At 45.1% G+C, this 25,547-nt stretch carries 19 protein-coding genes; 8 read left to right on the forward strand and 11 right to left on the reverse strand.

Annotated elements, in window-relative coordinates; all coding sequences use genetic code 11:
• Together ftsZ and lpxC are read left to right on the forward strand one after the other, a co-directional pair.
• Positions 1-1,098 (forward strand): cell division protein FtsZ (gene ftsZ, locus R7Z10_RS16845; RefSeq protein WP_318105348.1); only part of this gene is annotated, 1,098 nt, incomplete at its 5' end.
• Between the two features lie 101 nt (positions 1,099-1,199).
• Positions 1,200-2,117, forward strand: a complete 918-nt coding sequence (gene lpxC / locus R7Z10_RS16850) for a UDP-3-O-acyl-N-acetylglucosamine deacetylase (RefSeq protein WP_025768410.1) — start codon at positions 1,200-1,202, stop codon at positions 2,115-2,117.
• A gap of 114 nt (positions 2,118-2,231) precedes the next feature.
• Here the strand turns inward: lpxC and R7Z10_RS16855 are convergent, their stop codons facing one another.
• On the reverse strand, positions 2,232-2,690 hold the full coding sequence (locus R7Z10_RS16855) for a DUF721 domain-containing protein (protein ID WP_025768411.1): 459 nt from the start codon (positions 2,688-2,690) through the stop codon (positions 2,232-2,234).
• Between the two features lie 407 nt (positions 2,691-3,097).
• On the opposite strand from R7Z10_RS16855, the gene secA reads away from it, so the two are divergent.
• The 5 genes from secA to carB all read left to right on the forward strand — a co-directional run bounded on the left by secA (position 3,098) and on the right by carB (position 12,172).
• Positions 3,098-5,827, forward strand: a complete 2,730-nt coding sequence (secA, locus tag R7Z10_RS16860; RefSeq protein WP_176311268.1) for a preprotein translocase subunit SecA — start codon at positions 3,098-3,100, stop codon at positions 5,825-5,827.
• Between the two features lie 155 nt (positions 5,828-5,982).
• Positions 5,983-6,381: an 8-oxo-dGTP diphosphatase MutT gene (gene mutT, locus R7Z10_RS16865; protein WP_005387387.1), complete on the forward strand. Its 399-nt coding sequence runs from the start codon at positions 5,983-5,985 to the stop codon at positions 6,379-6,381.
• A gap of 110 nt (positions 6,382-6,491) precedes the next feature.
• Entirely contained in the window at positions 6,492-7,301 is an 810-nt protein-coding gene (gene dapB / locus R7Z10_RS16870) for a 4-hydroxy-tetrahydrodipicolinate reductase (protein WP_005381860.1), read from the forward strand.
• Positions 7,302-7,782: 481 nt separating this feature from the next.
• Complete coding sequence (carA, locus tag R7Z10_RS16875) at positions 7,783-8,922, forward strand: glutamine-hydrolyzing carbamoyl-phosphate synthase small subunit (protein ID WP_017821483.1); 1,140 nt, start codon at positions 7,783-7,785, stop codon at positions 8,920-8,922.
• Positions 8,923-8,938: 16 nt separating this feature from the next.
• Complete coding sequence (gene carB / locus R7Z10_RS16880; RefSeq protein ID WP_005381854.1) at positions 8,939-12,172, forward strand: carbamoyl-phosphate synthase large subunit; 3,234 nt, start codon at positions 8,939-8,941, stop codon at positions 12,170-12,172.
• Between the two features lie 75 nt (positions 12,173-12,247).
• Here the strand turns inward: carB and R7Z10_RS16885 are convergent, their stop codons facing one another.
• Entirely contained in the window at positions 12,248-12,667 is a 420-nt protein-coding gene (locus R7Z10_RS16885; protein WP_155396149.1) for a hypothetical protein, read from the reverse strand.
• The gene (locus R7Z10_RS16890; protein WP_025768414.1) at positions 12,657-13,571 is read right to left on the reverse strand and encodes a hypothetical protein; all 915 of its coding nucleotides are present in this window, start codon (positions 13,569-13,571) and stop codon (positions 12,657-12,659) included. The genes R7Z10_RS16885 and R7Z10_RS16890 overlap by 11 nt, the downstream gene beginning before the upstream one ends.
• Before the next feature lie 249 nt (positions 13,572-13,820).
• Between R7Z10_RS16890 and R7Z10_RS16895 the strand changes: the two genes are divergently transcribed.
• Positions 13,821-14,600, forward strand: coding sequence for a TSUP family transporter (locus tag R7Z10_RS16895; protein WP_017821480.1), 780 nt, complete (start codon positions 13,821-13,823; stop codon positions 14,598-14,600).
• Here the strand turns inward: R7Z10_RS16895 and R7Z10_RS16900 are convergent.
• From R7Z10_RS16900 to gltB, 8 genes are all read right to left on the reverse strand, one after another.
• Positions 14,542-15,396 carry a LysR family transcriptional regulator gene (locus R7Z10_RS16900; RefSeq protein WP_213885735.1) on the reverse strand — a complete coding sequence of 285 codons (855 nt, stop codon included), beginning with the start codon at positions 15,394-15,396 and terminating at the stop codon, positions 14,542-14,544. The genes R7Z10_RS16895 and R7Z10_RS16900 overlap by 59 nt on opposite strands.
• A gap of 128 nt (positions 15,397-15,524) precedes the next feature.
• Positions 15,525-16,145: a TRIC cation channel family protein gene (locus tag R7Z10_RS16905; RefSeq protein WP_005387377.1), complete on the reverse strand. Its 621-nt coding sequence runs from the start codon at positions 16,143-16,145 to the stop codon at positions 15,525-15,527.
• 69 nt (positions 16,146-16,214) lie between these two features.
• Complete coding sequence (gene btuF / locus R7Z10_RS16910) at positions 16,215-17,036, reverse strand: vitamin B12 ABC transporter substrate-binding protein BtuF (protein WP_025768416.1); 822 nt, start codon at positions 17,034-17,036, stop codon at positions 16,215-16,217.
• Positions 17,036-17,989 carry a cobalamin biosynthesis family protein gene (locus tag R7Z10_RS16915; RefSeq protein ID WP_318105353.1) on the reverse strand — a complete coding sequence of 318 codons (954 nt, stop codon included), beginning with the start codon at positions 17,987-17,989 and terminating at the stop codon, positions 17,036-17,038. Before R7Z10_RS16915 ends, btuF begins: the two co-directional genes overlap by 1 nt.
• An 11-nt stretch (positions 17,990-18,000) precedes the next feature.
• Entirely contained in the window at positions 18,001-18,696 is a 696-nt protein-coding gene (mtnN, locus tag R7Z10_RS16920; RefSeq protein WP_005381837.1) for a 5'-methylthioadenosine/S-adenosylhomocysteine nucleosidase, read from the reverse strand.
• Positions 18,697-18,759: 63 nt separating this feature from the next.
• Positions 18,760-19,188: a DUF1499 domain-containing protein gene (locus R7Z10_RS16925; protein WP_025768418.1), complete on the reverse strand. Its 429-nt coding sequence runs from the start codon at positions 19,186-19,188 to the stop codon at positions 18,760-18,762.
• 91 nt (positions 19,189-19,279) lie between these two features.
• Positions 19,280-20,692 carry an FAD-dependent oxidoreductase gene (locus R7Z10_RS16930; RefSeq protein ID WP_053304346.1) on the reverse strand — a complete coding sequence of 471 codons (1,413 nt, stop codon included), beginning with the start codon at positions 20,690-20,692 and terminating at the stop codon, positions 19,280-19,282.
• 20 nt (positions 20,693-20,712) lie between these two features.
• The gene (gene gltB, locus R7Z10_RS16935; RefSeq protein WP_318100751.1) at positions 20,713-25,176 is read right to left on the reverse strand and encodes a glutamate synthase large subunit; all 4,464 of its coding nucleotides are present in this window, start codon (positions 25,174-25,176) and stop codon (positions 20,713-20,715) included.
• Positions 25,177-25,547: the final 371 nt, after the last annotated feature.

Below are 25,547 nucleotides of genomic sequence, written 5' to 3' on the forward strand. Positions count from 1 at the left end.
CAAGCACTTCGTAAGACAAGCGTTGGCAATGTAATTCAGATCGGTGGTGATATCACTAAAGGTCTGGGTGCAGGTGCTAATCCACAGGTTGGCCGTGACGCAGCTCTCGAAGACAGAGATCGAATTAAAGATTCCCTGACTGGCGCCGATATGGTGTTTATCGCAGCTGGTATGGGTGGCGGTACCGGTACTGGTGCAGCGCCTGTTATTGCTGAAGTGGCTAAAGAGCTTGGCATTCTAACAGTAGCGGTAGTAACTAAACCGTTTAGTTTTGAAGGTAAAAAGCGTTTGGCATTTGCTGAGCAAGGTATCGATGAGCTCTCTAAGCATGTTGACTCTTTGATCACGATTCCAAACGAAAAGCTACTTAAAGTACTTGGTCGTGGTGTAACACTACTAGAAGCTTTTGCAAGCGCTAACGATGTTCTTAAGAATGCCGTTCAAGGTATTGCTGAGCTAATTACTCGCCCTGGCATGATCAACGTCGACTTTGCGGACGTAAGAACTGTAATGTCTGAAATGGGTCACGCAATGATGGGTAGCGGCATCGCCAAAGGTGAAGACCGTGCTGAAGAAGCGGCTGAAATGGCAATTTCTAGCCCACTTCTGGAAGACATCGATCTAGCGGGCGCTCGTGGTGTTCTTGTCAATATTACTGCTGGTCTGGATATGCGTCTTGACGAGTTTGAGACGGTTGGTAATACAGTGAAGGCATTCGCTTCTGACAATGCGACTGTTGTTATCGGTACTTCTCTAGACCCTGATATGACTGACGAAATCCGCGTAACAGTTGTAGCGACAGGTATTGGTAATGAGAAAAAGCCAGATATCACGCTAGTTGCGGGTGGTAAAGCTAAAGTGGCACCGACGCCGCAAGCTCAACCACAGCAACAAGCAGCGGCAACGCAAGCTGAAGAAAAACCGGCACAGACTTTGCAGAATAATCAAGTGCAAGAGAAGCCACAGGTAACTCCTCAGCCGACAAACACTGCTCCTTCTTCTCCAGCTTCGTCGAGCCAAAGTTCTGCGGCTCCAAAGCAAGAAAAGGAAAGTGGTTATTTAGACATACCGGCATTTTTGCGTCGTCAGGCTGATTAATCTTTAACCCATAAATTTGACATGGCTCAAAATTATGGTAGCATTCACGGTCGACGTTACAGACGGCCGTGTTTTGTAGCAAATTTTTGAGAGGCAAGCAGATGATCAGACAACGTACTCTGAAAGAAATAGTGAAAACAACTGGTGTGGGTCTCCACTCTGGTCGTAAAGTCACACTTACTCTGCGCCCGGCTGCTGCAAATACAGGTATCATTTACCGTCGTACAGATGTAAATCCACCTGTAGATTTTCCAGCTGATCCAGCTTCGGTTCGTGACACCATGCTTTGTACTGCATTGGTAAACGATGAAGGTGTGCGTATTTCAACTGTTGAGCACTTGAATGCGGCACTTGCTGGTATGGGCATCGATAACATTATTGTCGAAGTAGACGCACCTGAAATTCCGATCATGGATGGTAGTGCAAGCCCATTTGTATACTTGCTACAACAAGCAGGTATCGAAACGCAAAATGCGCCAAAACGCTTCATCCGTATCAAAAAGCCAGTTCGTTTTGAAGATGGTGATAAATGGGCAGAATTTGTACCATTTAACGGCTTCCGTATGGACTTCGAAATTGAGTTTAATCACCCAGCGATTGAATCAGACGAGCAACGTTTGCTGTTTGATTTCTCGTCAAAAGGCTTTGTTCGTGAGATTTCTCGAGCACGTACGTTTGGCTTTATGCGTGATATCGAATATCTACAATCTCAAAACCTAGTTTTGGGTGGTAGTTTTGACAATGCTATCGTTTTGGATGATTACCGTATTCTTAATGAAGAAGGTCTACGCTTTGAAAATGAGTTTGTGACTCACAAAGTGTTGGATGCGATTGGTGACCTTTACATGTGTGGCCACCCAATCATTGGTGAATTCCGTGCCTTTAAATCTGGCCACGGTTTAAATAACCAACTGTTACGTGCTGTTCTTGCAGATCAGGAAGCGTGGGAGTGGACTACATTCGAAGAAGAAGTCGGCTCACCAGTAGCATTCGCAGAACCAAATATGGTGCTTGCGTAAATACTTGGCATTAGAATTAATAAAAAAACCAGGCTTATGCCTGGTTTTTTGCTATTTGGCTTTAATCCTGGATTTATCAATAACATTCAAGCTTTCAGCATATTGAAATAACGTTCACTTACGATCTTCCTTTTCTGCCATATCGGCTAATCGTTTTAAACGCTCTTGAATTTTCGGTGGCGCCATGTCGGCAATCGTCATTAATGACTTTGCTGCAGATTCGGTTAGTGGTGGACGCTTAGGTCTGTCGCCTTGTTGAAAGCGGTTTCGATATAGTGAAGGATTGATCCTCACTTCAACGCTCATCAGCTTGGCAAAGCCTTGAGTACGAAGTTTATTTAGGATCATGAGGCGATCGTAATCGATCTTCATTTTGATCGCGGCACTAGAGACATCGATCAATAGATGGCCGTTACGAACATTCGCTACTCGGCAATGATCGGCCGTCCCCGTGGGTAAGACCTCTTGCAAAGCTTGGTTAAGCTGTAAGATTTCTCCAGCATGTTCTTGAATCTGCTTGAACTGTGACTCAGCAATAACATCTTCAGTCGAGGTTGGACGGTGATCACGCATAGGTAAAATCTAATTTTGTTGAGATATAGCTATTCTAGAGCAGCTTTCTATCAAGGTATAGTTTACATTAACGTCTTTAGCTTCAGTTTTACAATGTAGCAAGGTAAAAAGCAAAGTTTGCTCTGGATGGATTACACATATTGCGGTATGCAATATCGGCTAATCAGTCACCACTTTAAGTAAAAACTTCAGAGTGCTTCAAACAAATACGTCTATTTATGGTTGTATCGATTAAAAATCCTTACACTAAGCCACATTGTTTCAAAACTTAGCCTTGAAATATGGATGTTTGAACTCAATATCTTTGATAAATGATTTATCTCAGTATTCTTAGTTCCAAACTGGCAGAGACTGAAGGCATTATGAGTAGATCGGGAACGGTCTGAATAAAGAGAGATTCACGAAAAATGATAACTAAGCTACTGACAAAAGTGATTGGCAGTCGCAACGACCGAACACTGCGCCGCCTTAGAAAAATTGTAAAAGAAATTAATAACTATGAGCCAACATTCGAGGCTCTAAGTGACGAAGAGCTAAAAGCAAAGACGGTTGAATTCCGTGAGCGCCTAGAGAAGGGTGAAACTCTTGATAAACTACTTCCAGAAGCTTTTGCTACGGTTCGTGAAGCATCTAAGCGTGTCTACGGTATGCGCCACTTCGACGTCCAGCTTATCGGTGGTATGGTTCTAAATGCGGGTCAAATCGCTGAAATGCGTACGGGTGAAGGTAAAACGCTGACGGCAACGCTTCCTGCTTACCTAAATGCCCTAGCTGGTAAAGGCGTTCATATTGTAACAGTGAACGATTATCTAGCTAAACGTGATGCAGAGACAAACCGCCCTCTATTTGAATTTTTAGGTATGACTGTTGGCGTAAACGTGCCAAACATGCCTCCTCAAGAGAAAAAAGAAGCGTACCAAGCTGACATTCTATACGGAACCAACAATGAATTTGGTTTTGACTACCTTCGTGACAATATGGCTTTCCGTAGCGAAGATCGCGTACAACGTGAACGCTTCTTTGCAGTTGTCGATGAGGTGGACTCAATCCTAATTGATGAAGCTCGTACCCCTTTAATCATTTCTGGTCCTGCTGAAGATAGCTCTGAGCTATACACCCGAATCAACCTTTTGATCCCGCATCTTAAAAAGCAAGACAAAGAAGACTCTGAAGAATATCGTGGTGATGGTCACTACACTGTTGATGAGAAATCAAAGCAAGTATACCTCACAGAAACGGGCCAAGAGTACGTTGAAGAACTGTTGGTGAAAAATGGTCTTATGGAAGAGGGTGACACACTTTACTCTCCGACTAACATCAGCATGTTACATCACGTGAATGCCGCTTTGCGTGCTCATGTGTTGTTTGAGCGCAACGTTGATTACATCGTTACTGACGAAGGTGAAGTAGTAATTGTTGATGAACATACTGGTCGTACAATGCCAGGTCGTCGTTGGTCTGAAGGTCTTCACCAAGCAGTAGAAGCGAAAGAAGGCGTTAAGATTCAAAACGAAAACCAAACTTTGGCTTCGATTACCTTCCAGAACTACTTCCGCTTATACGAAAAACTGTCTGGTATGACAGGTACTGCGGATACTGAGGCGTTTGAGTTCCAATCTATTTATGGCTTGGAAACGGTGGTTATCCCAACCAACAAACCTATGATTCGTAACGATATGCCGGATGTGGTGTACCGCACCGAAGCTGAGAAGTTTGCTGCAATCATTGAAGATATCAAAGAGCGCGTTGCGAAAGGTCAGCCAACATTGGTTGGTACCGTATCGATTGAAAAATCAGAACTTCTTTCTAACGCATTGAAGAAGGCTAAGATCAAACACAACGTACTGAATGCAAAATTCCATGAGAAGGAAGCGGAAATTGTTGCTGAAGCGGGTATGCCTGGTGCGGTAACTATCGCGACCAACATGGCCGGTCGTGGTACGGATATTGTGCTTGGCGGTAGTTGGCAATCAAAAGTGGAAGCTTTGGCGAACCCAACTCAAGAACAAATCGATGCGATTAAAGCAGAGTGGAAAGTGGTACATGATCAAGTATTAGATGCTGGTGGTCTACACATCATTGGTACTGAGCGCCACGAATCTCGCCGTATTGATAACCAGCTACGTGGTCGTTCTGGTCGTCAAGGTGATGCGGGTTCATCGCGCTTCTACCTATCTATGGAAGACTCTTTGTTACGTATTTTCACTTCTGATCGTATGGCGAGCCTTATTCAAAGTGGTATGGAAGAAGGTGAAGCTATTGAATCGAAAATGCTTTCTCGCTCAATTGAAAAAGCACAGCGCAAAGTGGAAGGCCGTAACTTTGATATCCGTAAGCAGCTACTAGAATACGATGATGTGGCGAACGATCAGCGTAAGGTTGTCTACGAGCTGCGCGACGAATTGATGAACGTTGAAGACATCAGCGGTATGATCGAGCAAAACCGTGAAGATGTGCTAACCGCGGTTATTGATGAGTACATCCCGCCACAATCACTAGAAGATATGTGGGACGTTGAAGGTCTACAAGAGCGCTTGAAAGCAGACTTCGATCTTGATGCGCCAGTGAAGCAATGGCTTGAAGAAGACGATAAGCTTTACGAAGAGGCGCTACGCGAGAAGATCATCAATCTAGCCGTTGAAGTGTACAAAGAGAAAGAGGAAGTGGTGGGTGCCCAAGTGCTTCGTAACTTCGAGAAATCGGTTATGCTTCAAACTCTGGATACGCTTTGGAAAGAGCACTTGGCAGCAATGGATCACTTGCGTCAGGGTATTCACTTACGCGGCTATGCGCAGAAGAACCCGAAACAGGAATACAAGCGTGAATCGTTTGAACTGTTTGAAGGTCTACTAGAAGCGCTGAAAACTGATGTGATTACTGTTCTATCTCGCGTTCGAGTTCAGCAACAAGAAGAAGTTGAACGTATGGAAGAGCAACGTCGTGCGCAAGCTGAAGAGGCCGCTCGTCGTGCTCAAGCGCAACACGCAGCAGCACAAAACCCTCTTTCTGAAGGTGAAGAATCTGAAGAAGGTTCAAGTCAGCCAATGGTACGTGATGAACGTAAAGTAGGTCGCAATGAGCCTTGCCCTTGTGGTAGTGGTAAGAAGTATAAACAGTGCCACGGCAAAATCGACTAACGTATTAGTCAGATAATTTTTTAAAGAGTCGCCTAGGCGGCTCTTTTTTTAAGCAAATTCTGTGGCTGTCGAATTTCATAAGTTTTGATAGCATCGGATAGTTTTAGAGATGCAAAGACCGTTGAAGCGTAACGGCTTGAGAGTTAGGAACCCCTATGAAAAGAATTCACATAGTCGCGGCTATTATTTTTAACCAAGACAAATCAAAAATTTTTATTACAAAGCGTCCAGACGACAAGCATAAAGGCGGGTTTTGGGAGTTTCCCGGCGGGAAAGTCGAGTCAGGAGAAAGTATTGAACATGCTCTAGCAAGAGAACTTGAAGAAGAAGTAGGAATTGAAGTTACTGAGCAAGCCCTTTTCGAGCATTTGGAATATGACTATCCAGACAAATCACTTAAGTTTGATTTTATTACGGTATCTAAGTTCAGTAATGAGCCTTACGGCCGAGAAGGTCAAGAAGGTCGCTGGGTTGAGATAAGAGAATTGGGTAACTATGCCTTTCCTGAAGCGAACGTGCCTATCTTGGAGCGTGTCGTAAAAGAGTTCGCTTAAGCCTGATGAACTTGCTTGTGGTAACCACGGTATGTTGTTAGTTTAAACAGATTAAGCGAAACGAGAGAACGAGAGCAAACCTCGTTATCCAGAGAAGGAGAGAAAGCGCAATGGTTCGTATTGCAATCGCAGGAGCAGCAGGCCGAATGGGCCGTAATTTGGTTAAAGCTTCACACCTTAATCCAGAGGCGACAGTGAGCGCGGGATCAGAACGACCTGAGTCCTCACTTGTCGGTGTCGATATCGGTGAACTTTGTGGTGAAGGCAAATTCGATGTGTTCTTAACGGATGATCTTGCTAAAGACGTCGATAATTTTGATGTAATCATCGATTTTACTGCCCCAGTAAGTACGTTGGCGAATCTTGAACTGTGTAAGAAGCATGGAAAGAGTATTGTGATTGGGACGACTGGTTTCAGTGATGCAGAGCGTGAACTGATTGACGAAGCCGCTAAGCAAGTGCCTGTTGTCATGGCTCCTAACTACTCTGTTGGTGTGAACCTAGTATTTAAGCTTCTTGAGAAAGCAGCCAAAGTGATGGGCGACTACTGTGATGTTGAGATTGTCGAAGCACATCATCGTCATAAAGTTGATGCTCCTTCTGGTACTGCTATCGGGATGGGCGAAGCCATTGCTGGTGCGATGGGCAACAAGCTGAATGATGTAGCTGTCTATGCGAGAGAAGGTATCACAGGTGAACGTACTAAAGATGAGATCGGCTTTGCTACAATTCGCGCTGGCGATATTGTCGGTGAGCACACAGCCATGTTTGCTGATATCGGGGAACGAGTGGAGATAACGCACAAAGCGACCGATCGTATGACGTTTGCTAATGGCGCCGTCAAGGCCGCTGTTTGGTTGAGTGCCAAACCAGCGGGCTTTTATACCATGACAGATGTTTTGGGATTGAATGAACTCTAAATACATAATTATTCGCCGGCGGTAGCCGGCTTTTTTATATCTATAGAATTATTTGTAAATGAAATGATTCTAACAGAAAGTATTTTGGTGCTTACTTTTGTTGTTGTTTTGGTTGTCTTGTTGGTATTTTGGGTTTTGATGTCCAAAAACTAATGTCTTTTTTGTTGGGTGAACGTTTGCGTGAAAAACTCATACTTTTTTGTGATCTCTAAAAAGTTCAAATTTGTAAAATTCATTAAACCTCTATGCCTCTCTATGTAATAGCATGTAAAAGTTATCTTTTTGGGCCTTACTGATTCAAAATGACCTTACTCGCTAGAAATTAATCATTTATTTTTGATTGTAGGTTGACAGGTTTCGAGTCCAACTTTAGAATACCGCCAATTTGTCTGAAATACCTATTTATGTAGATTTTATAGGTAAAGGAAGGCATGTTTGCAGTTTGATTTATTTTTTTTGCATTTTTATTCTGGAGGTTGTCTTGGGTAAATTAGCACTGTTGGTCCTAGAAGATGGGACAGTGTTCCGCGGAGTGTCCATAGGGGCAGATGGTCTTTCCGTTGGTGAAGTCGTTTTTAATACCTCGATGACGGGGTATCAAGAAATCCTCACTGATCCTTCCTATTCTCAGCAAATCGTCACTCTCACTTATCCTCACATTGGCAATACCGGAACCACTTCCGAAGATGAAGAGTCCTCTTCCATTCATGCACAAGGCCTTGTGATTCGCGATCTTCCTCTAATCGCTTCTAACTTCCGTAACGAACAATCCCTCTCTGATTATCTTAAGTCTCAAAATATCGTTGGCATCGCTGATATCGATACTCGTAAGCTCACTCGTATCCTGCGTGAAAAAGGTGCTCAAAACGGCTGTATTGTTGCGGGCAACAACCTAGACGAAGCTTTGGCACTAGCGAAAGCAAAAGAATTCCCAGGCTTAAAAGGCATGGACCTTGCGAAAGAAGTTACAACAAAAGAAGCGTATCAATGGAAGCAAGGTTCGTGGACGCTTGAAGGTGGACTTCCAGAGGCGAAAGATGACAGCGAGCTGCCATACCACGTTGTCGCTTACGACTTCGGCGCAAAGCGCAACATCTTACGAATGTTGGTTGACCGCGGCTGCCGCTTAACGGTTGTACCTGCAGAAACGTCAGCGGAAGAAGTTCTGGCACTAAATCCAGATGGCGTATTCTTATCGAACGGCCCTGGTGACCCAGAACCATGTACTTACGCGATTGAAGCAACCAAAGTGTTCCTAGAAAAAGGCCTGCCAATTTTTGGTATTTGTCTAGGTCACCAAATTCTGGCGCTAGCATCAGGTGCGCAAACGGTGAAAATGAAGTTTGGTCACCACGGTGCAAACCACCCAGTAAAAGATTTAGAGCGTAACGTTGTGATGATCACTTCGCAAAACCACGGCTTTGCGGCAGATGAAGCAACATTACCGGAAAACTTACGTGCTACTCACGTATCGCTATTTGATGGCTCTTTGCAAGGTATCCACCGCACAGACAAGCCAGCATTTAGCTTCCAAGGTCACCCAGAAGCGAGCCCTGGTCCACATGACGCGGCACCGCTATTTGACCACTTTATCGAACTAATCAAAAAACACAGCGCTTAATTCGGAGTAGTAGATAATGCCAAAACGTACTGACATTCAAAGTATTCTAATTCTTGGTGCTGGTCCGATTGTTATCGGTCAGGCATGTGAGTTTGACTACTCTGGCGCACAAGCGTGTAAAGCTCTTCGCGAAGAAGGTTACCGAGTTATCCTGGTTAACTCTAACCCAGCAACCATCATGACTGACCCAGAGATGGCAGATGCGACTTACATCGAGCCGATTCAGTGGGAAGTTGTACGCAAGATCATCGAGAAAGAACGTCCTGATGCAGTTCTGCCAACTATGGGTGGTCAGACAGCACTTAACTGTGCGTTAGATTTAGAGAAGCACGGCGTTCTCGCAGAGTTTGGCGTAGAGATGATTGGTGCAACGGCTGATGCAATCGACAAAGCGGAAGACCGTTCTCGTTTTGATAAAGCGATGAAGTCTATCGGCCTTGAGTGTCCTCGCGCAGATACAGCGAAGAGCATGGAAGAAGCTTACAAAGTTTTAGATATGGTTGGCTTCCCTTGTATCATTCGTCCATCGTTCACCATGGGTGGCACTGGTGGTGGTATTGCGTACAACAAAGAAGAGTTCGAAGAAATCTGTCGTCGCGGTCTGGACTTATCTCCGACCAACGAACTTCTTATCGATGAGTCACTCATCGGTTGGAAAGAGTACGAAATGGAAGTCGTTCGTGACAAAGCGGACAACTGTATCATCGTATGTTCAATCGAGAACTTTGACCCAATGGGCATCCATACGGGTGACTCAATCACGGTTGCTCCAGCACAAACACTGACTGACAAAGAATACCAGCTTATGCGTAATGCATCGCTAGCCGTTCTACGTGAGATTGGTGTTGAAACAGGTGGTTCAAACGTACAGTTTGGTATCAACCCGAAAGATGGTCGTATGGTCATCATCGAGATGAACCCGCGTGTATCTCGCTCTTCTGCGCTAGCATCAAAAGCAACAGGCTTCCCAATCGCGAAAATTGCAGCGAAACTGGCTGTTGGCTTTACGCTAGACGAACTACAAAACGACATCACAGGTGGTGCAACACCTGCGTCATTTGAACCAACTATCGACTACGTCGTAACTAAGATCCCTCGCTTTAACTTCGAGAAATTTGCTGGTGCAAACGATCGTCTGACAACTCAGATGAAATCGGTTGGTGAGGTAATGGCGATTGGTCGTAACCAACAAGAATCTCTTCACAAAGCACTGCGTGGCCTAGAAGTTGGCGCAACTGGTTTTGATGAGATGGTCGATCTGGAAGCGCCAGATGCACTGACTAAGATTCGTCACGAACTTAAAGAAGCAGGTGCAGAGCGTATCTGGTACATCGCCGATGCATTCCGAGCGGGTATGTCAGTCGACGGTGTGTTCAACTTGACTCAAATCGACCGCTGGTTCCTGGTTCAAATCGAAGAAATTGTAAAACTCGAAGAACAAGTCAAGGCGGGCGGCTACGCAGGTTTGACCAAAGAAGTGCTTCGTCAGATGAAACGCAAAGGCTTCTCTGATGCTCGCTTGTCTAAATTGCTTGGTGTCGCTGAAAGTGAAATTCGCCGTGCTCGTGAGCAGTTTGATATTCATCCGGTTTACAAACGTGTGGATACATGTGCAGCAGAGTTTTCTTCTGACACGGCTTACATGTACTCATCTTACGATGAAGAATGTGAAGCAAACCCAACAGACAAAGATAAGATCATGGTTCTTGGTGGCGGTCCAAACCGTATCGGCCAAGGTATCGAATTCGATTACTGTTGTGTTCATGCATCACTTGCGCTGCGTGAAGACGGTTACGAAACCATTATGGTTAACTGTAACCCAGAAACGGTATCTACTGACTACGATACGTCTGATCGTCTGTACTTCGAGCCAGTAACTCTGGAAGATGTACTGTCTATCGCTCGCGTTGAAAAACCAAAAGGTGTGATTGTTCAGTACGGTGGTCAAACGCCACTTAAACTGGCTCGTGCTCTAGAAGCGGCTGGTGTGCCAATCATTGGCACTAGCCCAGATGCTATCGACCGTGCGGAAGACCGTGAACGCTTCCAAGCCGCTGTTGACCGTTTAGGTCTACTTCAGCCAGAAAACGCGACAGTAACAACGATGGAGCAAGCGGTTGAGAAATCGAAAGAAATTGGCTTCCCATTAGTTGTTCGTCCATCTTATGTACTCGGTGGTCGTGCGATGGAAATCGTATACGACGAGCAAGACCTGCGTCGCTACTTCAACGAAGCAGTAAGCGTATCGAACGAGTCTCCAGTTCTGCTAGACCGTTTCTTGGATGATGCAACCGAAGTTGATATTGATGCTATCTGTGACGGTGAACGCGTCGTTATCGGCGGTATCATGGAGCACATCGAACAAGCGGGTGTTCACTCTGGTGACTCTGCATGTTCACTGCCTGCATACACGCTAAGTCAGGAAATTCAAGACAAGATGCGTGAGCAAGTTGAGAAGTTAGCATTCGAACTCGGTGTGCGCGGTTTGATGAACACGCAGTTTGCTGTGAAAGATAACGACGTTTATCTAATTGAAGTGAACCCTCGTGCTGCTCGTACGGTACCATTCGTATCGAAAGCGACAGGCGCTCCTCTAGCGAAAATCGCTGCACGTGTAATGGCGGGTCAATCTCTAGAGTCACAAGGCTTTACTAAAGAGATTATCCCTCCTTACTACTCAGTGAAAGAAGTGGTTCTGCCGTTCAACAAATTCCCTGGTGTTGACCCTCTATTGGGCCCTGAAATGCGTTCAACAGGTGAAGTAATGGGTGTGGGTGCAACGTTCGCAGAAGCTTACGCGAAAGCAGAGCTAGGTTGTGGTGCGGTTTATCCTGAAGGTGGTCGTGCGCTACTGTCTGTACGTGAAGGTGATAAAGAGCGTGTTGTTGACCTAGCTTCTAAGTTAGTGAAACTGGGTTACCAGTTGGATGCGACACACGGTACTGCTGTAATTCTGGGCGAAGCGGGTATTAACCCACGTTTGGTAAACAAAGTACACGAAGGTCGTCCACACATTCTTGACCGCATCAAGAACAACGAATACACCTACATCGTAAACACGGCTGCTGGTCGTCAAGCGATTGAAGATTCGAAAGTTCTACGCCGTGGTGCACTGGCAGAAAAAGTGAACTACACAACGACACTGAATGCAGCGTTCGCTACATGTATGTCTCATACTGCAGACGCAAAAGCGTCAGTAACTTCGGTTCAAGAGTTACACGCTAAAGTGAAAGCGAGTCTAGACGCGTAACAGATAAAAATCAGTAAGCTCGTTAATCAGGGCTTACATGACAACCTCATTGCCCGCTCATTTGAGCGGGCTTTTTTATATCGAGGTTTTTCTAAAATGAAGAGCATTAAAGTGTGCTAGGAACGATTGGTATGCTTCGCTTTTGAAGATCATTAAGCTAATGATGGCAAGCAATGTACCCAAAGATGAAGAAATAGTACTACCATTTGCTACAACAAAATTAATGCTGCAAGTGAGAATGATAAAAGAGATAGTAAGTAAGTTTATTTTTGCAGCAACACTTAATCCTTTGCTTATTGTCAGAATGTTTGGAATGCATACAACAACAACCGTAATAGCTCCCAATGTAAGGAGGTAAGTATCTAGAGCAATGTGTTGAGTGAAAGAAAACCAGTCATTCCAAATGCTTAAGCTAATAGCCAGACCAATAGTCAATGCCAAGTATAAACATATACTTAGTGAGATGTTTGCTATGCTAATTGATTTAGTATTCAACTTTCAATTCCTCATAGATTCCAATAGCAAGATTTCTTAACTCTCCCGAATAACCGCTTCCTACTATGCTAATTGAGCCTCCAATTGCATCTAGAAGCTGATGAGAAATGGATGCGGATATTGTTGCTTGTGAATACCTCTTAGGAATTTCTCCTGACAACATTAGCTGTTTACGAGCTTTATTCGAAATGCTCGGAAGGTTTTTACGGATGATTTCTTTAGTTAATCTTGTTCTTTCTTGTCTGTTTAAGCCTTTTAGAATCTCGGGAACGCCTTTCTTAGTGGTTTGCTTAAGAGATTGAACCATTTTTATCGTTTGATATCCACTAGCGCCCGCTCCAGCTAAGGAGATGTAATCTAAAGCTTTAGTTGTATTTTGATACCACTCATTACTGTCTATATCCGATAATTTGTCTGGTGATTTAGATACCATACGGGTTCTTGCTACTCCAATAGCACATTGAGCTGTGGCAGCAACAGTAGCGGCGTGTGAGATATAGGACATAGTTACGCCCACAGGACCACTTACTGGTATTGTTAGCCCCGAACCAACTACCCCAATCCAGCCAATCGCTGCACCAATACAGCTAATGCTCGCTGATAGAAGCTCTTGATTGAATCTTGATTTTGACTCTTCCTGTTTTATTTTTTTTGCAAATTCTTGAGATGATTGTAATTTTATCGGTTCTCGTAGAATGATAAAGGTAGGATTGATATGGCATGTGGATTTAAAGTCTCTTAAGCGTACAACGGTGAATTTGTTATCAATATAAATTACACCCGCACCGCTAGTCTCTGGTTTAGCGTCAATAACGCTGAATAGCTGATTAATATTCACTATCTGTTCGATTTTTAAGCGTAATTGCTGTTCTTTTATTGATGGTCGAGTCAGTAAGGCTTCCATTATTTTCGTTTTTTATCAGATTAAATATTTCCTATTAAGACAGCATTTTCTTTTTCTATCAAAATATTAAGAGGCTCTTGAGGTGAGGCTCTATATTTGGATGTAATTGATATTTTTAATGTATCATTCTCTAGATTTATTAACTGATGAAAATTAGGAATAGATTGGTGTCTTGACTTTCCATTGGTAGTTTTGTGAATAAGTGCTACCGTTTCTTCCTCTTTGATACCTCTTCAAAAAGGAAGTGTAGTGGAAATCACGGTTGAAATTTTGTTGGCCTTATTTTTGGTTGCGACTGCCGCAGGCTTTATTGATGCGATGGCTGGTGGGGGAGGGCTCATTACGCTCCCTGCGCTTTTGGCTGCGGGGTTGAGTCCGACTCAAGCTCTAGCGACCAATAAGTTACAAAGTTCGTTTGGCAGTTTCTCTGCTAGCTGGTATTTCGTGCGTAACGGTATTGTTAGCTTAAAGGAAATGCGTTTTGCGATACTCTGCACTTTTATAGGCGCTGCAATCGGTGCCGAGGCTGTGCAGTTTATTGATGCTAGCGTACTCACCAGTTTGATCCCTGTTCTTTTGATAGCCATTTCCCTCTATTTTTTACTCGCGCCAAGTACGCGAAAAATCGATGGAGAACCAAAGTTATCTGAAGCGATGTTTGCGCTATGCATTGGTGGCGGGATCGGTTTCTATGATGGCTTTTTTGGCCCTGGGACTGGATCTATTTTTACTGTTTGTTTTGTTGCACTAGGTCACTTTTCTTTGGTCGAAGCCACAGCTAGAACCAAAATCCTCAATTTCACGTCAAACATTGCGGCACTACTCTTTTTTATCTTAGCTGGGTTGCCAGTGTGGAAGCTTGGCTTAACTATGGCTGTTGGCGGTTTTCTTGGTGCTCAGTTAGGGGCGAAGGTCGTGGTAAGTAAAGGGCAAAAATGGATTCGTCCTCTAGTTATAGTGATGTCGATGCTTATGGCAACGAAACTTCTTTGGCAACAACATCAGCAATGGATTCTGTCAGTGCTTTAACTCGCTCGCTACGATATGTGCTGTGACGTAAGCAGATATGTATTGGTCGAACTAACTGATCTAGCTCTTCAAAGTCATAGCAGAACTTAGGTGTGATATTAAGTATCGTTAGGATAGATGTAGGGATTAAAGCGGGAGCCATACCTCCCAAAGCCAGTTGTGCTGCCGCAGTATACGAATCCATTTCCATCAAAGGTTCGATTCCGTGTTTGGATAAAATAGCTTGTTGATATGTGTTGGCAGGGTTAGTTAGGTCATTGGTCAAAATAGCTTTAGGTAGTTGTGAAAGTGAATGTCGACTGACAATTGAGAAAGGTTCATCGGCGAGGTGAAGGCTCATTAATCCATGGTGAGGCGGTAAATAACCAGCACAGAATCCCAGTGTCGCTTTACCTGATTTCACATTCTCAATAATGCGTGGCGTATGATTGGTCGATATTCGTATGTACTGATCATGGGCAAAGTGTTCTGCCATGATCATGCTGAGGTATCCCGCCACTAAGGTTTCAGAGCAGTCCATTTTGATTAAAGAAGTGTCTTCTATTTGTTGTTGATCGTAGATTTTTCCTCTTAACTCATTGAACGTGGGTTCTATTGTGTTTATGAGGGCAAGGCCATCGGAGGTCAGCTTTATGTGCCGACCATTTGGCTCTATCAATTTTTTTCCTAACTTCTTCTCTAGATTTGAAATACGTTTACTCACGGCAGACTGACTAATATAGAGTTGACTGCCCGTGCGGCTCATGGTTTTTTCTTTACTGAGGATAAGTAACGTTTCAATACCTTCAAGCAACATAATGATTAATGAAAGTTAGGAATGGTTGAGATAATTTAGCGAATTGCCCAAGAATTGGCGAATCAAATGAGCATAAATGAGAGGAGCCGACACTTGGTCGACTCCATGATGAGTGATGTTGTTGGTGTTTAACGGTTAATGGCGAAAGTTGGCAGGGATAGATGCCAACGAATCGCACCGAGACGTATAATGAGCGTTGAGATTACACCAGCGAGTAAAGCCGTTGAGTGGTCATAACCCATGTTTACCGCCATCGTATGGAAGATGCCGCCAATAATACATGCCGTAGCATAGACTTCACTTCTTAATACCATAGGAACTTCGCGAGCCAACACGTCTCGTATAATGCCACCGCCACAGCCAGTAATAACCCCCATTATCACCGCGACCATCCCAGAAGCATTGTAGGCGAGTGCCTTTTCTACTCCTATTCCCACAAATACAGCGAGACCGATGGCATCACAAACGGGTAATACCCACCATGAGAGTCGCTTGGGTCTTCGAATAACAAGCATGGTTAGTAGACACGTAACAAATATCACCCATAAGTAAGTCGTATCTGTTATCCAAAATACGGGAGTGGCACCAAGCGCCATGTCTCGGATTGTTCCGCCACCTATAGCAGTCACACTGCCGAGCACGATAACGCCGAATGGATCCATTTTTAAACGGCCCGCCAGTAATACGCCAGAGATGGCGAAAACAGCGGTACCGAACAAATCGATCATATAAAGCAGCATGGAGTCCATGTTACTTAGTACCTTTAAATAGTGTGAGAAAAAATGGGCGGAAATTGTACGGTATTTGCCACGAAATCGTTAGCGTTTTTGACGAACGCTTTTAAAGTGCTCACACACTTCCTTGATCGCGTTCAATGTGCGTGGTGTCGGACGGTTAATCCAATCAGAGTTTAGGGACCAGATGTGTTTGTTTTTAAGGGCAAGAAGCTCATTACTCCACTCAGCCCACATACCATCGTTACTCATTGCGTGACGAGAAGTAAAAATAACCTCTGGCTGGCGAGTAATGACTTGTTCGATGCTAACTTGAGGATAAGGCGCGCTGGATGCGGCGAAAATGTTCTCACCACCGCAAAAAGTAAAGACTTCACTTGGCCAGTTCTTTCCAGCGACAGTGATGATAGGCTTTTCACTCAACTGATAAAAGTAACGAACTTTCTCGTTCGTGTTGTACTGTTCTTTTAGTGTACTCAGCTGCGTTCTAAAATCTTCAGCGGCCTTTTTTCCTACTTGTGGAGTTTCGCTGTATTGGCTGAGTTGCTCGATATTATTGGCGATATCTTCTAATGAACCTGTAGTGGAGTAATAGATAGGAATACCGAACTGTTTAATTTTCTCCAACTCTTTAGCGGGGTTTCCGGCTGGCCAAGCAATCACTAAGTCCGGTTGAAGAGCAATAATGCGCTCTAATTTAATTCCTTGATAATTTGAGACTCTTTCTAGCTGCTTTGCCTGTTCTGGATAATCGCTCATTTCGCTGACAGCAACAAGCTGGTCTCCTAGCCCTGCAGCAAAGGCAATTTCGGTGGCATGTGGAGCTAAACTTATAATGCGTTGAGCGGGTTGAGCGACGGTCGCTGTCGAAACAAACAGCGTTAATGCGAAGCATAATTTATTCATCATAATCCTTGATAAATTATTCCTAAAAGCAAACTTTGGATTGCGATCCAAGCCAGGACGCGCCAAACGAGCAGCGTATGTATTTGTGAAAGGTGAATAGCCGATGGCGCAATGCGCCCACCGATTTTTGCGCGCTCTGCACGCACACCTTGATAGATAGCAGGGCCGCATAAAGACAGTTGTAGTTTGTGTCCGATAGTACATAACACCCAACTAGGTCCTGGTAAGGGCCAAGACTTCGCTTGCTGTTGTATTCCAGAGAGCACATTACTTGTATTCTTTCCGGCAGCTAAAAGTATGGCAAAGAGACGAAGTGGAATAATATCCAGAGTAGCAACCAGTTGAACCACAGGTTTACCAAAGGGCAAATATTGGCGTCGGCTAGGGGACCACACTCGCGCTAATTCTGTTGTGAGTCGATACATTAACGCACCAATACCACCTGTTAGTGCGTACCAAAATAGCACACCGATCACGTTGCGGCTGTATGCCATAATCAGGGTTTCTGAGCCAGCTTTACCTATGCCAACGAGCGAGAGGCTACCAGTATCGCGATTAAGATATGGTTGCAGTAATGCTCGACATTGGGCTTTGTCTTCCGAAGAGATACTTGTGACGAGCTGTTTCGTTAACGTTTCGCTGTTGCGCCAGTCTAGCGCAAGGATCAATAGAACCAGTTCATATAAAGGGATTTGCCAAACAAATGGCTTTACTGCAATCAGTAATATCAAACAAGGAAACAGCATCAAGCCTAGTGCAAGACTGCCTGAGATTACACTCTGTGAGTAATTGTGATTATTGTTCACTTTGTTGGCTAGCTGTTCTGCTAGCTTTCGCCATAAAGTGATGGGGTGCGCTGAATGGGGGATTGGCACTAGAAGGTGCAAGAGCAGTGCGCCCCACATTATAAGGAGCGCACCGTTGGCATAAAATGACTGAAAAACTTCTTCCATGAATGAGTCGTTTACTTAATGAGTTCCAGCATTTTGAATACCATTTCGGAAGAGCTTTTTGCTGCTAGAGGTAGAAACTCATCAAAGCTCATTGGTGATTCTTTATCAGCGACATCAGAGATTGCACGCACAACAACAAACGGTGTGTTGAATTGGTGACAAGTTTGAGCGATAGCAGATGCTTCCATTTCTACAGCGATAACAGACGGAAAGTGTTTACGAATAAACTCTTGACGCTCAGCAGTACAAACAAACGCATCGCCAGTACAAATTAGGCCGCGAACCGCATGAGTGTTTTCCATTTGTGCTAGGGCTTTTTCTGCTAAGTCCATTAGCTTGTCATCCGCTTTGAATGCAGCTGGTTGACCGGCCATTTGGCCAATTTCATAACCAAAAGCGGTTACGTCTGCATCGTGATGACGAACTTCTGTAGAGATAACTACATCGCCAAGGTTTAAGCTTGAATCGAAACCGCCAGCAGAGCCTGTGTTAATCACAACGTCTGGTTGGTATTCATCAAGAAGGATTGTCGTGCCCACTGCCGCTGCAACTTTACCGATGCCCGATTGTAGTACGACGACTTCGACATCGTTAATTTGACCAGAGAAAAACGTACAACCTGCTTTATTTACAGTTTTGCAGTTTGTAATTGCTTGCTTCAGGATGGTCACTTCTTGTTCCATCGCACCGATGATACCAACTTTCATAACACTCTCTTTAAGTAAATATTTTAGTTGGCCGAGAGTATAGCACTCCCCGTTGGCAGTTTTCTATTTGATGAGCTTAGCTTGAGTGAGCTTTTCTCGTAATTGATCGGCGCGCTTTCTGTTTACGCCAAAGTCAGAGTAGCCCACACGAGATTCCGAGCGCACAATCAGTTGGTCTCCTGCTATTTTTAGTTCGAGGTCATCCACGAAGCGCATGATTTTAGATGTGCACTCGATACGAAGGTAGTTGCTTTCTTTCACCGCGGTTTTCGCGCCTGGCAGTTCAAGCGCAACTTGCTCAATAGCGTCGATGTTTGCTGAATCAACTAAGATAAATGGCGTTAGGTTGTATTTTTCTCGCGTGTCTTGGGTGGAGACGCAGTTTGGTTTGTCACCACAAGGTGATTGAGAACGATCCGTCATGGTTGTGACTCCTTGGCTACAAGCGGTTAAGCCGAGCAAAGTAATGGAAAGGAGAGCGGCTTTTTTCATTATATTTACTCTTATAATTTTGTTTCTAATTATATGGATACAAAAGAAAAAGGATCCAATAACAGGACCCTTTTTGTGAGGTTAGCTGAGATTAAACTTCGAGGTAATCGAGAATGCCTTCTGCCGCTTTTCGTCCTTCATCAATTGCGGTTACGACAAGATCAGAACCTCGTACCGCATCGCCACCCGCGAAGATCTTTTCGTTGCTGGTCTGGAACTGGAACTCTTGCTTCGCTGGGGCTTTGATACGACCCCATTGATCCAAATCGACATCAAACGGTGCTAACCAGTCCATTTTGTGCGGCTGGAAACCAAACGCCATGATAACAACGTCTGCTGGTAGAACGTGCTCGCTGCCTTCAACGGGCTCTGGACGTCGGCGACCCGCTTCATCAGGTTCACCAAGTGCGGTTTTCACCACTTTGACCCCCGAGACTTTGCCTGACGCATCCACTTCCACTCCCAAAGGCTGAAGGTTGAACATGAACTTCACGCCTTCTTCCTTTGCGTTTTTTACCTCGCGACGAGAGCCTGGCATGTTGGCCTCATCACGACGATAAGCACAAACTACGTTGGAGGCACCTTGGCGAATTGAGGTACGAACGCAGTCCATTGCGGTATCACCACCACCCAGTACGACGACTTTCTTTCCTGCCATATCGATAAAGGGTTGGTTACTCTCAAGACCCATGACTTTGTAGGTGTTCGAAACTAAAAATGGCAGCGCGTCATACACACCCGGCGCATCTTCATTATCTAGACCTGCACGCATGTATTTATAGGTGCCAACGCCCAAGAAAACAGCATCGTATTCATCAAGCAGCTCTTGCATTTGGACATCTTTGCCTACTTCCATGTTCATGCGGAACTCGACGCCCATTTCAGTGAACACACGGCGGCGGTTTTCCATCACGCCTTTTTCAAGCTTGAAGGAAGGAATACCGAAGGTCAGAAGGCCTCCAATTTCAGGGTAGCGGTCAAACACGACTGGCTTAACGCCATTGCGCACTAGGATATCTGCGGCAGCCAAGCCAGCTGGGCCAGCTCCAATGATTGCAACCTTTTTATCGGTCCACTCCACCTTGGACATATCTGGCTTCCAGCCCATTTCAAACGCTTTGTCGGTAATGTACTTTTCTATGTTACCGATGGTGACGGCACCAAAGTCATCATTAAGCGTGCATGAACCTTCACATAGGCGGTCTTGAGGGCAAACGCGCCCACATACTTCCGGTAGGCTATTGGTTTGATGCGATAGTTCAACCGCTTCAAGAATACGACCTTCATTGGCAAGTTTTAACCATTGAGGGATGTAGTTGTGGACTGGGCATTTCCATTCACAATATGGGTTGCCACAATCTAAGCAGCGATCCGCTTGTGCAGTCGCCTGTTGTTTAGTGAACGGTTCATAGATTTCAACGAACTCGATCTTACGAACTTTTATAGGCTTTTTCGCAGGATCTACACGCTGCACATCGATAAATTGATAAACGTTCTGGCTCATGATTCAAACATCCTCCATGATTACTGTGCTTGAACACGCAGCTCTGCGGCACTGCGGCTCTGGTGACCAAGTAGCGTGCGAAGATCTGCCGCTTGTGGTTTCACCAAATAGAACTTTGGAATCCATTCATCAAAGTTCGCCAAAATATTTTCTGCATGACTCGACCCTGTTTCTTCAAGGTGTTCCGCAATTAGGCCACGCAAATGTTCTTGGTGGATGTAAAGATCGGACAATGAGATGGCTTCGACAGACTCAGTATTAACTCGACCTTCAAAGCTTTGGTTCTCATCCAGAACATAGGCAAAGCCTCCAGTCATACCCGCGCCAAAGTTCACACCTGTCGCACCAAGAATGGCAACAATACCGCCAGTCATGTACTCACAAGCGTTATCGCCAGCACCTTCAATGACGGCTATCGTACCTGAGTTTCGTACGCCGAAACGTTCACCTGCTTTACCCGCCGCAAACAGCTTGCCGCCAGTCGCGCCGTACAGGCAGGTGTTACCAATGATAGTTGCTTCATTGCATTTAAATGCGGTACCAAGGTGAGGTTTGATAACCACTTTACCACCCGCCATGCCTTTGCCCACGTAGTCGTTCGCATCGCCCGTGAGGTAAAGCTCTACACCACCTGCGTTCCAAACACCAAAGGACTGACCTGCGGTGCCGTCAAGATAGATTTTGATAGGGGAAGCCGCCAATCCTTGGTTGCCATAGCGTTTTGCTATTTCGCCAGATAAGCGTGCACCAACAGAACGATCAGTGTTGATGACATTGTAGAAGAAACTTGCCGATTGACTGCTTTCGACCGCATGCATGGCATCATCAACGATCTTTTGGTTGAGCTCAGCTTTATCAAACGGTTTGTTTGGCTCTGTCCAAAATAGCGGATGACCCTCAGGTGATACTGGAGCTTCTAGAATATTGGATAGATCCAGCTTGGTCTGTTTCGCTGTAAATCCCTCTACTGCCTCAAGTAAATCGGTACGACCAATCAAGTCCGTCAGCTTTTCAACGCCAAGTTCGGCGAGTAATCCGCGCACTTCGTCTGCCAAGCCGATGAAGTAATTCATCACCATTTCTGGTAGACCTTTGAAGTATTCTTTACGCAGTGTCTCGTCTTGAGTCGCAACCCCAGTTGCACAGTTGTTGAGGTGACAAATTCGTAGGAACTTACAACCCATAGCGACCATTGGCGCAGTACCAAAACCGAAGCTTTCTGCACCTAAAATTGCGGCTTTAACTACGTCTAAACCAGTCTTTAGACCACCGTCTACCTGTAAGCGGATCTTATGACGCAGACCATTAGCAACCAGAGCTTGTTGTGTCTCTGCCAACCCCAACTCCCAAGGGCTACCAGCGTATTTTACCGAAGTTAATGGGCTTGCTGCAGTACCACCGTCGTAACCCGAAATGGTAATAAGATCAGCGTAAGCCTTGGCTACACCCGTTGCGATGGTGCCGACACCTGGCTCGGAGACGAGTTTTACCGAAACCAGCGCATTCGGGTTGACTTGTTTTAGGTCGAAGATCAGCTGGGCCAAATCTTCAATCGAATAGATATCGTGGTGCGGAGGAGGGGAGATCAGAGTCACACCTTGTACCGAATAACGCAGTTTTGCGATTTCAGCGGTGACTTTGTGTCCTGGTAGCTGTCCACCTTCACCCGGTTTCGCACCTTGTGCCACCTTGATTTGCAGTACATCCGCATTAGTCAGGTAATGCGGCGTTACACCAAATCGGCCAGAAGCAATCTGTTTGATACGTGAGTTACGCTCAGTACCGAAACGGCGAGGATCTTCACCGCCTTCACCCGAGTTAGAGTAACCACCAAGACGGTTCATCGCCGTTGCAAGTGCTTCATGCGCTTCTGGGCTAAGTGCGCCAATGGACATTGCCGCAGAGTCAAAGCGTTTGAACAGTTCAGTGCGTGGTTCTATTTGCTCAAGTGGCAGCGGTGAGTCTGATTTTCTCAGCGACATTAAGTCACGCAGCATGGCTACAGGGCGTTGATTTACCTGCTTAGCAAAGCTCTGATAGTCGTTACTTTCGCCAGATTTAACGGCCTGTTGCAGCGTGCCGACAACATCCGGGTTGTAAGCATGATACTCACCTCCATGGACGTACTTTAACAAGCCGCCATGATCAATCGATTTGCGTTTCGCCCATGCTTTACGAGATAAGTTTGTAAGATCTTGCTGGAAGTCTTCAAAATTCGCGCCTTCAATTCGAGTTGTGACGCCTTTAAAACACAGATCGACCACATTTTGGCTCAAGCCAACTGCTTCAAATAGTTGTGAGCAGCGGTAAGAGGCGATGGTTGAGATCCCCATTTTCGACATGATCTTGTACAGGCCTTTGTTGATGCCGTATTGGTAGTTTTGCATCACATCGCGGTAGTCTTTCTCTAGCGCTTTATCATCAATCAGTTTACCTAACGCTTCATAAGCAAGGTATGGGTAAACCGCAGTGGCACCAAAACCAAGCAAGACGGCAAATTGGTGTGGATCACGGGCTGTTGCGGTTTCGACAACAATGTTGGCATCGCAACGTAAGTTCGCGTCAATCAGACGAGTTTGAACGGCGCCGACTGCCATTGCTGCCGGAATTGGCAACTTACCTTTGACCAAGGCTCTGTCCGAAAGCACCACTAAAACCGTGCCTTCACGAACGACTTGCTCTGCTTGCTCACACAGATCATTAATGGCTTGTTTAAGATCTTTTTGTTGTGGGTCGTAGTTGATATCGAGAATGGTATTACGGTAATGATCGTCACTCAGCTCTAGTAGTTGCTGCATGTCTGAATAGAGCAGTACTGGAGAATCAAAGGTTACACGATGCGCGTGGCCATCGGTTTCACAGAAGACGTTCATCTCCTGGCCGATGCTGGTCGCTAGCGACATGACGTGTTTCTCACGCAGCGGATCGATTGGTGGGTTGGTGACCTGCGCGAACTTCTGACGGAAGTAATCAGTCACCAAGCGCTCTTTCGAAGAAAGAACCGCCATCGGGGTGTCATCACCCATCGAACCGACGGCTTCTTGCCCCATATCACCGAGGACACGCAATACTTGATCGACTTCTTCATTGCTCATGGCAAACTGCTTTTGATAAGTCTTAAGCAAGTCTTCATCAAAGCTGCGCTCACCTACTTGATCTTCAGGCAGCTTAGAGAACGGTGTTAGTTTGCGAACGTTGTTCTCCATCCATTCGCGATAAGGGTGACGAGATTTCAGGTCATTATCGATCTCGCTAGACTGCCAAAGCTTACCTTTACGAGTGTCGATGACGAGCAATTCCCCCGGACCTACACGACCTTTTTTGGCAACTTCATCTGGGGCGTAATTCCAAATCCCTACCTCAGATGCCAGAGTGATCAGCTTGTCTTTGGTAATTACATAACGCGCAGGACGTAGACCGTTTCGATCTAGGTTACAAGCAGCATAACGACCATCGGACAGTACGATACCTGCTGGGCCATCCCATGGTTCCATGTGTTTGGAGTTGAAATCGTAAAACGCACGCAAATCCGGATCCATATCCGGGTGGTTTTGCCATGCTGGCGGTACGAGCATACGCATGGCACGGAAGATATCCATACCGCCAGCTAAAAAGAGATCTAGCATATTATCTAAGCTAGACGAGTCTGAGCCTGTCTCGTTCACAAACGGTGCTGCAGTTTGTAGGTCAGGCAGCAGTGGTGACGAGAACTTATAAGCACGAGCGCGTGCCCATTGTCGGTTACCTTCAATGGTATTGATCTCACCATTATGAGCAAGGTAGCGGAACGGTTGAGCTAATGGCCAACGCGGTTGAGTGTTGGTAGAAAAACGCTGGTGGAACAGACAGATAGCAGATTCCATACGTAGATCGGCAAGATCAAGATAAAAGCGCGGTAAGTCCGCAGGCATGCATAGGCCTTTGTACACCAAAACTTGAGTCGACAAGCTACAGATGTAGAAATCCGGATCTTCGGTGATTTGTTTCTCGATGCGACGGCGTGCGATGTAGAGACGACGTTCAATGTCACGCTCGCGCCAACCTGCCGGTGCAGAGATAAAGACTTGCTGAATATTTGGAAGCGAGTTGGCCGCAATTGGACCGAGTACTTCTGAATTAGTTGGTACTTCACGCCAACCAGCCACAGTTAGCGTCTCTTGAGCCAGTTCTTTGTTGACGATGTCTTTAGCGAGTTGAGCTTTGACTGGATCTTGGTTGAAGAAAATCATCCCTACGGCGTATTGCTTGCCAAGGTTGAAACCATTTTCTTCGGCAATAAGACGTAAATAGGAATCGGGCTTTTGTAATAGAAGACCACAACCATCACCAGTTTTACCATCGGCGGCGATACCACCACGGTGAGTCATGCGGTCAAGTGCAGAAATTGCTGTACGTACCAGCTTGTGGCTTTGTTCGCCTTCCATATGCGCGATCAAGCCAAATCCACAGTTGTCTTTCTCAAGACTTGGATCATAAAGAGCCATTGCAATTCTCCCTTTGCTTATCCGTCATCCCGACAGATATATCAACACTGCTTACGTTGATATCGATGACTAACTATGCGTCATCTTTATAGCTTTATGTATAATTATTCAGTAAAAGTTGTGAAATATTTAACATTTTTTGAGTGTTTTATTTTCATCAACTTCACAAGCTATAGCTTATTGTAAAAAAGGTCAAGTTATTAGTGGATCATCACGTGAATATGCGATTTACCATTTAATAAGCTAAAATAGTTTAATAATTTCAAATAGATAGAAAATTGATTGTTACAAAAAAGTAACATTTGATTCTGTGGGAGATAAAAAAGACCAGCATAAAATGCTGGTCAAAATAGAAAGATTGGAAGGAATTG

It is taken from the genome of Vibrio sp. Vb1018 (assembly GCF_033338775.1).
Classification (GTDB): Bacteria; Pseudomonadota; Gammaproteobacteria; order Enterobacterales; family Vibrionaceae; genus Vibrio; species Vibrio alginolyticus.

What these genes read in the sequence shown, in the direction of transcription:
- R7Z10_RS16915 (WP_318105353.1), bottom strand. Translation starts at nt 17,989, where the DNA reads ATGGAAGAAGTTTTTCAGTCATTTTATGCCAACGGTGCGCTCCTTATA.
- lpxC (WP_025768410.1), top strand. Translation starts at nt 1,200, where the DNA reads ATGATCAGACAACGTACTCTGAAAGAAATAGTGAAAACAACTGGTGTG.
- secA (WP_176311268.1), top strand. Translation starts at nt 3,098, where the DNA reads ATGATAACTAAGCTACTGACAAAAGTGATTGGCAGTCGCAACGACCGA.
- mtnN (WP_005381837.1), bottom strand. Translation starts at nt 18,696, where the DNA reads ATGAAAGTTGGTATCATCGGTGCGATGGAACAAGAAGTGACCATCCTG.
- R7Z10_RS16905 (WP_005387377.1), bottom strand. Translation starts at nt 16,145, where the DNA reads ATGGACTCCATGCTGCTTTATATGATCGATTTGTTCGGTACCGCTGTT.
- carB (WP_005381854.1), top strand. Translation starts at nt 8,939, where the DNA reads ATGCCAAAACGTACTGACATTCAAAGTATTCTAATTCTTGGTGCTGGT.
- R7Z10_RS16890 (WP_025768414.1), bottom strand. Translation starts at nt 13,571, where the DNA reads ATGGAAGCCTTACTGACTCGACCATCAATAAAAGAACAGCAATTACGC.
- R7Z10_RS16900 (WP_213885735.1), bottom strand. Translation starts at nt 15,396, where the DNA reads ATGTTGCTTGAAGGTATTGAAACGTTACTTATCCTCAGTAAAGAAAAA.
- R7Z10_RS16930 (WP_053304346.1), bottom strand. Translation starts at nt 20,692, where the DNA reads ATGAGCCAGAACGTTTATCAATTTATCGATGTGCAGCGTGTAGATCCT.
- gltB (WP_318100751.1), bottom strand. Translation starts at nt 25,176, where the DNA reads ATGGCTCTTTATGATCCAAGTCTTGAGAAAGACAACTGTGGATTTGGC.
- btuF (WP_025768416.1), bottom strand. Translation starts at nt 17,036, where the DNA reads ATGAATAAATTATGCTTCGCATTAACGCTGTTTGTTTCGACAGCGACC.
- mutT (WP_005387387.1), top strand. Translation starts at nt 5,983, where the DNA reads ATGAAAAGAATTCACATAGTCGCGGCTATTATTTTTAACCAAGACAAA.
- R7Z10_RS16855 (WP_025768411.1), bottom strand. Translation starts at nt 2,690, where the DNA reads ATGCGTGATCACCGTCCAACCTCGACTGAAGATGTTATTGCTGAGTCA.
- R7Z10_RS16925 (WP_025768418.1), bottom strand. Translation starts at nt 19,188, where the DNA reads ATGAAAAAAGCCGCTCTCCTTTCCATTACTTTGCTCGGCTTAACCGCT.
- dapB (WP_005381860.1), top strand. Translation starts at nt 6,492, where the DNA reads ATGGTTCGTATTGCAATCGCAGGAGCAGCAGGCCGAATGGGCCGTAAT.